This window comes from Streptomyces sp. NPDC059002 (assembly GCF_042740435.1).
Taxonomy (GTDB): Bacteria; Actinomycetota; Actinomycetes; order Streptomycetales; family Streptomycetaceae; genus Streptomyces.
Window position 1 is genome coordinate 1 of sequence record NZ_JBHYJI010000137.1, and the last position, 3,103, is coordinate 3,103.

Sequence of the window (3,103 nt, forward strand, 5' to 3'; positions counted from 1 at the left end):
GCACCCTCCCCGCCCTGACCCACGGACCGCACGACACCCTGCTGCGCATCCACCCCCAGACCGTCACCGGTTTCCGCCTCACCGGAGCAGAGAGCTGACATGCTCGCGACCCTGACAACATGCCTGAAGGAGTTTCCCTACCGTCACGTCCTGACGATGCCCACCACGCCATCCGCCGTGCGGTTGTCCCGCGAGATGGCCGAGCAGGCTTGGCAGGAGTGGGGCGTGAGACCGAACCACCCCGCTGTCGGACCGGCGTTGCTGATCCTGGGCGAACTGGTCACCAACAGCGTCCGGCACGCGGCGGACGACTCCCCGCAGACGACCGTCATCTACGCGGGGAGCAACAAGCACCTGGCCTTCGGTGTTCACGATCGTCATGCCCACCAGCCGTCACTGTCCGAGGCGGTCACGGGCAGCGGCGCCAGGACTCGTGGCCTGGCCACCGTCATGGAGCTCGTCCGCGACCTCGACGGCACCGCCGTCGTGCGCGGCGACGCCGACGGACAGGGCAAGACGATCTGGATCACCCTGCCGCTCTAGGGACGACCGGTCCACGGCCTGGCACAAGGCACCCACCGCACGGAAGTTGACGTATCCGACATGACCATCGAATGGCGCTACACCGTCGAGCAGGACATCGCCGTCCTGTCCGTGGCCGGGCACCTGGGGCGGGACGCCGCCCACCGCTTCACCGGCGCGGTCGGCTGGGTTCTGGCCCGCGGCAGCGGACCGGTCATCATCGATCTCACCGAGCTGCGGGGCTGGTCGAACGAGGGCCAGCTGGCCATCACCGAAGCCGCCCGCCGCCTCGCGGACGGCGGGCGGAACCTGGAGCTGGCCGCGATCCCCGCCGACGGCTCCCTCGTCCCCGACGGCTCCTGCCCGACCATTCCCGTCCACTGCGACCTGGCCACGGCCCTCGCCGCCCACCGCACCCACGGTGCGGCCGACGGTGAGGGGCAAGAGTGGCGCACCACCGGCTGGCCTACCTGACGCCGACACCGCCCGGCAGCGGGCAACCAACGCGGCCGGTCACACGCTCGCGCAACAGCTCGTACTCCTCCTGGCGGCGCGGCAGCCGCCCCGCGGGCCGCTCGATCTCGCGTGGGGTAGTGACGGTTGGCCCGTTCAGGAACTGGTCTCGGGTCAGGTCGAGTTCGAGTCCGCTGGGCAGCCGGTTCCACCAGTGGTAGCCCTCCTGCCCGCCGTCCACCGCGTACACCTCGCCGACCAGCAGCGTGCGGCCAAAGAGGTCGTGGACGACGAGGGCGGTGATGTCGCAGTATCCCAGGGCGGGGTTGTGCGCGCCCCATCCGCTGCGCTCAAGGTCATCCGGCGAGCAGGTATCCACGGCCCAGGACGCACGCAGCGCGGCTTCAATGTCGGTGAGCGAACACGATGGCATGCAGGTCAGTCACCCGCACCCTTGACACCGCGGTGCGGGCGAGTACCTTGCACGCCACCCGGGCTGTGGGCGTGCCCGCCGGGCTGTCCCAGTAAGGATGGGCGGCGATCTGTCGCGACAACTGCAGCAGCCGTCGGCGGTGCGCGGGCGCGCTGTCCTGCGGCCCGGCAGCGAGTCGGTCATAGGTGGCGTACCCAGGAGCGGCGGATCATGCCTCACAGTGGAGTGCATGCTCGATTTGCTGGCCAAGTCAACACCTCCGGGTCTACCCAAGGGCGGATCCTGATGCCCCCTCAACGCCAGGCAATCCCTGACGACTCCTCACCGTCAGGGAAGACTTGACTAGATGTCGTCCGTCAGGAACAGCCTGAGGTTTGGGAGGCGTCAGGGTGGCTCTGACGCTTTTCGGCCGCTATCTCAGACTTCGCAGACTGGAGCGTCTCACCTCGGACAGCACCTGGATATCCAGCGGGATAGGGGCGGGTTCAGCCGCGGGTGACGGCCACCAGCAGCCCGGTGACGGTGGCCATGAGGGTCATTGCGACGAGAGCCCCGGCCAGCGGGGCGCCCCAGGCCGGGCGGTGGAGAAGCAGGGCTAGCACGCCGCCGCCGACGAGCAGGGTGACGACGGTGAGCAGCAGGATCAGGAGCAGCGCGGTCAGCGACACGGTCAGCCCCGTTCGCGCGTCTCGGCCGCAGCGTCGGCGCGCTGCTTGTGCTCCTCGCCGAGCCGGTGGAGCTTGCGGCGGACGCTGTCACCCAAGGCCTCCGGGGAGAGCCCGGCGGACAGGTGCGGGGCCAGGGCGATGACCTCGGCCGCGGCCTCGGGCCAGCTGGTGACGTTCCAGTGGAACCGGGCCAGTGTGACGGCCCTCTGCAGTGGGGTGAGCCGGGCGAGGACCGCAGCGATCCGCGGATTGTCGGGCAGGGTGCCGATAAGGACCTCGTAGGGATCCGGGCCGCCGTTGACGAGGTCGTAGGTAGTCAGTCCGAGCCCGTCACCGACGATGCGATCCAGGCTCCACAACCGGTGGCCCTCGCGCTCGCGCCGCCAGATTGGGGTCAGCTGGCGGTGGACCGTCCGTGCCTCGGCCTTGAGTGCTCCCAGGAAGGCGGGGGCGAGGCAGCCGCCGTCCTGCGCCAGCGGGTCGGCCCAGTCGCCGAGCAGGGCGGTCGACACGGACTCCCGCCACCGGCCGCCTCGCCACAGGCCCAGGATCTCGGAGGCGAACTGGTCCACGGCCACGTCCGCGCCGTTCAAGGCCGCATCACGGGCCGCGAGCGCCCGCATCGCGACCGGGACGTCGGCGCCGATGTCCGGCGCCCAGTAGTTGCCGATGAGCGCAGGCGGAAGCGGTTCGTCCGTGCCGACTTCCTTCGCGGCGGGACGGCGGACGATCCCGTCGTGCCCGACGTAGTAGGCGACGCCGGGGCCTGTGAGCTGGTCCTTGGTGTCAGGTTCTGGCCCCGTCCTGACGAAGACGAACACCTGCTGGACCGAGGTCTTCGTGGGGTCCGTCGTGGTGGGGATGATCGTGGCCATGGAGGACTCCTTGCGGATCGTGAACGACAGGTTCTCCCCTCGGCGGGGGTGGGGCTGCGTTCCGGCAAAGAATCTCCGGATCTTCCCTGTGACCTCTATCGCCTCGGACAACACTCATCCGAGACGTCGTTGGTGCCCGGATGCTCCGGGCA

At 69.8% G+C, this 3,103-nt stretch carries 5 protein-coding genes; 2 read left to right on the forward strand and 3 right to left on the reverse strand.

What is annotated here, in order from left to right:
• Positions 1-99 precede the first annotated feature (99 nt).
• Positions 100-543: an ATP-binding protein gene (locus ACFWZ2_RS43430; RefSeq protein WP_384555328.1), complete on the forward strand. Its 444-nt coding sequence runs from the start codon at positions 100-102 to the stop codon at positions 541-543.
• Between the two features lie 60 nt (positions 544-603).
• The gene (locus ACFWZ2_RS43435) at positions 604-996 is read left to right on the forward strand and encodes an anti-sigma factor antagonist (protein WP_384555329.1); all 393 of its coding nucleotides are present in this window, start codon (positions 604-606) and stop codon (positions 994-996) included.
• Here ACFWZ2_RS43435 and ACFWZ2_RS43440 read toward each other — a convergent pair.
• The 3 genes from ACFWZ2_RS43440 to ACFWZ2_RS43450 all read right to left on the reverse strand — a co-directional run bounded on the left by ACFWZ2_RS43440 (position 989) and on the right by ACFWZ2_RS43450 (position 2,951).
• Positions 989-1,408 carry a hypothetical protein gene (locus ACFWZ2_RS43440; protein WP_384555330.1) on the reverse strand — a complete coding sequence of 140 codons (420 nt, stop codon included), beginning with the start codon at positions 1,406-1,408 and terminating at the stop codon, positions 989-991. The two genes, ACFWZ2_RS43435 and ACFWZ2_RS43440, sit on opposite strands and share 8 nt — an antisense overlap.
• A gap of 485 nt (positions 1,409-1,893) precedes the next feature.
• Positions 1,894-2,076 (reverse strand): hypothetical protein, encoded by a 183-nt coding sequence (locus ACFWZ2_RS43445; protein ID WP_384555331.1) that lies wholly within the window; start codon positions 2,074-2,076, stop codon positions 1,894-1,896.
• 2 nt (positions 2,077-2,078) lie between these two features.
• Positions 2,079-2,951, reverse strand: coding sequence for a hypothetical protein (locus tag ACFWZ2_RS43450; RefSeq protein WP_384555332.1), 873 nt, complete (start codon positions 2,949-2,951; stop codon positions 2,079-2,081).
• Positions 2,952-3,103 lie beyond the last annotated feature (152 nt).

Coding starts and splice junctions, on each gene's coding strand:
- ACFWZ2_RS43430 (WP_384555328.1), top strand. CDS start 100: ATGCTCGCGACCCTGACAACATGCCTGAAGGAGTTTCCCTACCGTCAC.
- ACFWZ2_RS43435 (WP_384555329.1), top strand. CDS start 604: ATGACCATCGAATGGCGCTACACCGTCGAGCAGGACATCGCCGTCCTG.
- ACFWZ2_RS43440 (WP_384555330.1), bottom strand. CDS start 1,408: ATGCCATCGTGTTCGCTCACCGACATTGAAGCCGCGCTGCGTGCGTCC.
- ACFWZ2_RS43450 (WP_384555332.1), bottom strand. CDS start 2,951: ATGGCCACGATCATCCCCACCACGACGGACCCCACGAAGACCTCGGTC.